The sequence below is a fragment of the Rhodoferax sp. genome, assembly GCF_039922535.1.
Lineage (GTDB): Bacteria > Pseudomonadota > Gammaproteobacteria > Burkholderiales > Burkholderiaceae_C > Rhodoferax_B.
Genome location: NZ_JBDTEM010000156.1, coordinates 1 through 5,807 on the forward strand (window position 1 = coordinate 1; position 5,807 = coordinate 5,807).

Below are 5,807 nucleotides of genomic sequence, written 5' to 3' on the forward strand. Positions count from 1 at the left end.
GAGGCACTGCGTAAACCATGGCGTTGCGCGGCCAGCCCACCCGGCAAGCTAGGCGCGCGCAAGGCCCGTGCCGCCAGTGCGTCACCCCAGCGCTGCCGCAAGGTATTGCGCAGACGCGCGGGACTGGGGGGGGCGCCGCTGCCAGACACGGCCCCCGCCGCAGAGCACAGCAAGCCCAGCATGAAGATCGCGCCCCGGTGCGTGTTGATGCCGCCGGTGGCCGCCAGCATATGGGCTTCGGCCTGGATACCACAGCGCTCCAGCGCCGCAAAATCGGCGTTCTGCTGGCCCAGTTCGGCGATGGCTACGAAGTAGCCGCGCAGTGCGAACAGGCTGCGCATAAAAGTCTGCGCATCCATGTCACGGTGGCTGCCGTTGTCGGTCAGGGTGACCAGGCCGGGCTTGGGGCATAGGGCCAGCTCGTGGTACAGCGCCCGTGTCGCCGCCCGGCCTATCGTTTGGGGGCTAGGCGCACCGCACCATGGCTGCGGTTTTTGCCGTGCTGCGGCCATCATGCAAGTGCCAGCGGCCGGGGCAGTGTGCTGTGCCAGAACGGTGCGCGTTCCAGCGTGGCACCCAACAGGCGCTTCACCAGCACGGCGTTGCTGCGACCCGCCCGCCATGCCGCCCATTCGCGCCAGGCCACGGCGGCACCGTCGTCAAACACCAGTTCGCCATCCAGGCGCACGCGCGGTGCGGCAAAACCCTGCAGTAGTGCGGCAACGGCATCGGCCTGGCTGGCGTTGGATACCGCAATGCACAGGTCGATGTCGGAGTCGGCATGCACATGGTCGAGCCCGGTCAGCCGCTGCCAGCCGTAGCTGCCGTAGACCCGCGCCGTGGCGTGGCAGGCGCTGAGCTGTTCGCACAGCCCAAGCCACGGCGCGCGCGCGGGCAGCGGCAGCAGGCACTGCACCTCTAAGGCGCGTGGAAAGGCGTCGAAATAGAGCACGGCGCTGCGCGGTACGGCCAGCGTGATGCGCCGCTTGTCCCAGCGTGCCGGAGCGGGCAGGCCCAGCGCGACGCTGCGCGGCATCTCGCTGGCGGTCTGGCGTGTGACCACCAGCGGCAGACGATGGCTAGCCCAGTGCTGCAAACATTCCTGCGCCACCGCATCCCAGGTGTGGGCCTGTACTTCCTGTACTTGCTGCCAGGCGACATCGGAAAGCCAGGCGATTTGGTGGCGGTGCAGAGGGGTCATGCGGCATCCAGCACCCGTTGCACCACGGCGGCCGACATCTTGCGGCCACCGCGCGCGGCACCGTCAATGGCACGCCGGTCTTGCGTGGGCGCATGCGCCAGCGCGTCGCGCAGAGCGGCGGGCAGGTCGCCTTGCCACAGGGCTTGCACGCCACCCATGGCCACATAGTTGCCCACCCCAGGGGCGAACACCGGGTTGGACTGTGACAGCGCCGTCAGCATCTCCTCGGGCAGCTTGGTGACACGGGCCATGGCGGGGATGCGCATGACTCGGATCTCGGCCTCGGGCAGTGCGTAGCAGGCATCGGCAATCAGGCCCGAGGTGATAAAGCCGCCCGACAGCGCCTGGTCGTACACCAGGCCGATGACCCGGTGTCCCTGGCGCCGCGCCAGGTCAATCGCCATGCCCAGGTGCGCCATGGCGCGGTTGATGCCCAGCAGCTCGTCACGCCGACGCAACTGTTGGCCCTGGGTGTCGATCAGCAGCAGCAGGGGTCGGCCAGGGTGCTGCGCAATGGTGTCCAGCACCACCCGGGCCTGGGCCAGCGCCAGTTGGACCCCGATGGGCGCGTGGTTGGTGGTGCCCAGCACGGCCAGCGGCTGGCCATCCAACATGGCGGTGCCTTGCAGAAAATCGCCGTCAGCGGTAATGCCGTGTTCGGGGCCAAAGAGTTGCGTGGCCAGGGTGTTCCAGTTCATGCGTTCACTCCCAGGGTTCTGGTTTCGGCTACATCCATGTCGGGCACGCGGGCGGCATCGGCAATGCCCAGGCGTAGCCAGAGTGCGGTGGCTTCGTCTCCGCCACTGTCCAGGGGCCGCAGGCGCGCGGCCAGCAAGGCGTGCTCGGCTTCCAGCACGGCCAGGGTCACCGGTTTGGCGGCGTGCAGTGCCGCGATGGCGGCGCTGCGGAATGCCGCCATGTCGTCTTCCACCAGGGCATCGCAATCACCGGTCAGCCAGCGGTGCTTGCCGCCCGTGGTGCGCCAGACCAGCGCACGGTCGCGGGAGTCGAATTCGTCCACGCCATGGCTGGCTTCGATGACCTCCGGGCCCGACATGGCCAGGCGGCCCACGTCGCTCATCACGATATGGTCAGCGCAGCGCGCCACGATGCCCATGCCGCCAAAGCAGCCGTTGGCACCGCCGATCAGCAGGATCACCGGAATGCCCGCTGCGCGTACATCCAGCACGGCGCGCATCACTTCCGACACCGCAATCAGCCCGGCGTTGGCTTCGTGCAGCCGCACGCCACCCGATTCGGCCAGCAGCAGTACGGCCTGAGGCCGGTCGCGTAGCGCGCGCTTTAGCAGGCCAACCAGCTTGGCACCATGCACTTCACCGACACCTCCGCCCATGAACTCGCCTTCTTGTGCCGCCACAAAGATGGGATGCCCATCCAACGTGGCCCGGCCAATGGCAACCCCGTCGTCAAAGGCGGACGGCACGCCGAGCTGGGCCAGGTGTGGACTGGTGATGCGTTCTGAAGGTGGCAGCCACTCATGGAAGCTGCCGCTGTCCACTACCTGGGCCAGCCGCTCGCGGGCTGTGCATTCGACATAGCTGATCATGTGGAGGCCCCTGGAATTTCTGGAAGTTCGGCCACAGCCTGGTCCAGGCGCAGACTGACGACGGCGGGCGTGGCCCCCATGTCGTGGATGGAAATGCGCACCCCGGTGAGCGGGTGGCGGGCGTGGAAGTCATCCACCACGGCCTGCCAGATCGGGGCAAAGCCACGTGCCGAGGTTTCGACGCGGACGGCGCAGGGCATGCCGGCGGCCGGTTCAAGCAGCACCTCCAGGTTACCCGAGCCGACTACACCCACCAGGATGGGCGCAAAGTTGCCCGCGGGCTGGCCTGCGGGATACGAAAAATCCAGGGTCTCTAGCCCTGCGGGAATATCGCTCATGGGGATCTTCCTCCTACCAGTTTCTGAAACGTTTGGGGGGCTGGTACAGACCGCCGGAGGCGCGCACCAGGTCGCGCATGGAGCGGGCGGCCAGCAGGTTGCGGGTGGCATCGCGGGCATCCACCCCCATGTCTTCGGCGCGCTGCACGATGCCCCGGTCGCGCAGGTTTTCCACCATGCGCTTGTCGCGTCCCAGGCCGATAGGGGTGTAGCCCGCCACGCCGCGTATGGCCTGTTCGCGCTCCTCGTCACTGCGGCACAGCAGCAGGTTGGCAATGCCTTCTTCGGTCAGGATGTGGGTGACGTCGTCGCCGTACACCATCACCGGCGGGATGGCCATGTCCGCCTGTTCGGCCAGTTGCCAGGCATCCAGCTTTTCCACAAAAGCGGGCTGCATGTGTTCGCGGAAGGTTTCTACGATTTGCACCACCAGCTTTTGGCCGCGCGGCATGGCGGACACACCGCTGCGGCCCTGGCGCGCCTGGGCCCCGGCCTTCAGCCAGGCGGGAGAGGCGTGGCGTCGGCCCCGGGCATCGGCCCCCATATTCGGTGCACCACCAAACCCGGCAATACGCCCCAGCGTGGCAGTGGAGCTGTGGCCGTTCAGGTCGATCTGCAGGGTGGAGCCGATGAACATGTCGCAGGCGTAGTGGCCTGCCGCCTGGCTGAAAGCGCGGTTGCTGCGCAGGCTACCGTCGGGTCCGGTGAAGAATACATCGGACCGGGCGCGGATGTAGTCCTCCATGCCCAGCTCGGAGCCGAAGGAGTGCACGCTTTTGACCCAACCGGCCTCGATGGCGGGGATCAGCGCCGGGTGCGGGTTCAGCGCCCAGTGGCTGCAAATCTTGCCCTTCAGGCCCAGCGACTCGGCGTAGGTGGGCAGCAGCAGCTCGATGGCGGCGGTGTCAAAGCCGATGCCATGGTTGAGCCGCTGCACACCGTATTCGGCGTAAATGCCCTTGATGGCCATCATGCCCATCAGTACCTGGATCTCGCTGATCTGCGCCGGGTCGCGGGTGAACAGCGGTTCGATGAAATTTGGCGTGGGGGCGAGGATGACGAAGTCCACCCAGTCACCGGGAATGTCCACGCGCGGCACGCTGTCCACCATCTCGTTCACCTGGGCAATGACAATGCCGCGCTTGAAGGCCGTGGCCTCGACGATGGCGGGGGTGTCCTCGGTGTTGGGGCCGGTGTACAGGTTGCCATGGGCATCGGCCGACTGGGCGCAGACCAGGGACACGCGCGGCGTGAGGTCCACAAAGTAACGGGCAAACAGCTCCAGGTAGGTGTGGATGGCCCCGATGCGAATCTTCCCGGTGCTGACCAGTTTGGCAAGCCGCGCTGCCTGCGGCCCGGAGAACGAGAAGTCCAGCAGCGAGGCAATGCCGTTCTCAAACAAATCCAGGTGTTCGGGCAGCGCCAACACCGACTGCACCATGTGCAGGTCGTGCACCCGTGCCGGGTCCAGCTGGGTCAGGGCGCGGGCCAAAAAGTCGGCCTGCTTCTGGTTGTTTCCCTCCAGGCAGACCCGGTCGCCCGGCTCCAGCACTGCATGTAACAGGGCGACGGTGGCATCGGCCTCCACCCACTTGTTTTTGCGTTGTGGGCCCAGCGTCTGTGCGGCACGCTGCAGCCGCGCACGGCGGTTGTCGGCTTGGGTGTTCCAGTCGATGTGGTCCATGAAATTCCTTGAACTTGAAAATTAACCCACCAAGGCCTTGGTCGCAAAAAACAAGACCGACGGCCCCATCAGGCAGCCCAGGCCGGTGTAGAAAGTCGAGGTCATGGCACCGTAAGGCACCAGCTTGGGGTCCAGCGCTGCCAAGCCACCGCACACGCCGCTGGTAGTGCCCATCATTCCGCCAAACACCATGGCGGTGCGTGGGTTGTCCAGTCCAATGAACTTGGCGAATACAGGCGTACCCACCATGACCAGTACCGACTTCACCAGGCCAGCGGCAATGCTGAGTGCTAGCAGCTCGGAGCTGGCCCCGATGGCGGCCCCGGTCACTGGCCCGACGATGTAGGTGACAGCCCCAGCCCCGATGGTGGTGATGCTTACCGCATCGGTATAGCCAAACGCGTAGGCAACGCCAGCCCCGATCACAAAAGACAGCACCACGCCCACCAGCAGCGAGACGATGCCTGCCAGGCCGCACTTGCGCATGTCGCTGAGAGTAGCGCCGTAAGCGGTGGATACGATGGCGAAGTCGCGCAGCATCGCCCCGCCCATCAGTCCTACACCGCTGAGCAGTTTGATGTCCACCACACCATTTTTTCCGCCGGTGGCGACACCGCTGATATAGGCCGCCAGCAGCCCCAACATGATGGCCAAGGCCGAACCATGCAGTTTGCCTCGGGTCAAGCGGGCCGATAGCACGTAAGAAAGCCACATGGTGGCGCCGACAATGGCAAACGCCGTCAAAAGCCCGTTCTTGACGAGTACGGTGGTAAGGATGTCCAGCATGGTCATTTCCCCTGGCCAGCGTTGGCGGACAGCGCTGTTTGGCGCTTGGACAAGCCAATCCGGTCTATCGCCGGAATGAGCGCAAAACAGACCACCGTGGCCAGAATGCCTGCCGTAATGGCCATGGGCCCCCCCTTGACAGCACCCAGCACATTTTGTTGCGATGCCATAGCCACCACCACGGGGATGTACATGGCGGTCCAGAACGACACGCCTTGCGCTGGCAGCGGG

8 protein-coding genes are annotated in these 5,807 nt (G+C 65.9%); all 8 read right to left on the reverse strand.

Annotation, left to right across the window (positions count from 1 at the left end; all coding sequences use genetic code 11):
* A partial coding sequence (locus ABI213_RS07390) for a triphosphoribosyl-dephospho-CoA synthase (protein ID WP_348026580.1) occupies positions 1–515 on the reverse strand: 515 nt, incomplete at its 3' end.
* On the reverse strand, positions 512–1,201 hold the full coding sequence (gene mdcG / locus ABI213_RS07395) for a malonate decarboxylase holo-[acyl-carrier-protein] synthase (RefSeq protein ID WP_348008772.1): 690 nt from the start codon (positions 1,199–1,201) through the stop codon (positions 512–514). The genes ABI213_RS07390 and mdcG, both read right to left, overlap by 4 nt.
* Complete coding sequence (mdcE, locus tag ABI213_RS07400; protein WP_348008771.1) at positions 1,198–1,899, reverse strand: biotin-independent malonate decarboxylase subunit gamma; 702 nt, start codon at positions 1,897–1,899, stop codon at positions 1,198–1,200. The genes mdcG and mdcE overlap by 4 nt, the downstream gene beginning before the upstream one ends.
* Complete coding sequence (locus ABI213_RS07405) at positions 1,896–2,768, reverse strand: biotin-independent malonate decarboxylase subunit beta (protein WP_348008770.1); 873 nt, start codon at positions 2,766–2,768, stop codon at positions 1,896–1,898. Before ABI213_RS07405 ends, mdcE begins: the two co-directional genes overlap by 4 nt.
* Entirely contained in the window at positions 2,765–3,106 is a 342-nt protein-coding gene (mdcC, locus tag ABI213_RS07410) for a malonate decarboxylase acyl carrier protein (protein ID WP_348008769.1), read from the reverse strand. The genes ABI213_RS07405 and mdcC overlap by 4 nt, the downstream gene beginning before the upstream one ends.
* Before the next feature lie 13 nt (positions 3,107–3,119).
* Positions 3,120–4,790, reverse strand: coding sequence for a malonate decarboxylase subunit alpha (gene mdcA / locus ABI213_RS07415; protein ID WP_348008768.1), 1,671 nt, complete (start codon positions 4,788–4,790; stop codon positions 3,120–3,122).
* A 21-nt stretch (positions 4,791–4,811) separates the two neighbouring features.
* Entirely contained in the window at positions 4,812–5,576 is a 765-nt protein-coding gene (gene madM, locus ABI213_RS07420; RefSeq protein WP_348008767.1) for a malonate transporter subunit MadM, read from the reverse strand.
* Between the two features lie 2 nt (positions 5,577–5,578).
* Positions 5,579–5,807: malonate transporter subunit MadL (locus ABI213_RS07425; RefSeq protein ID WP_348026582.1), on the reverse strand; the 229-nt coding region annotated here is incomplete at its 5' end.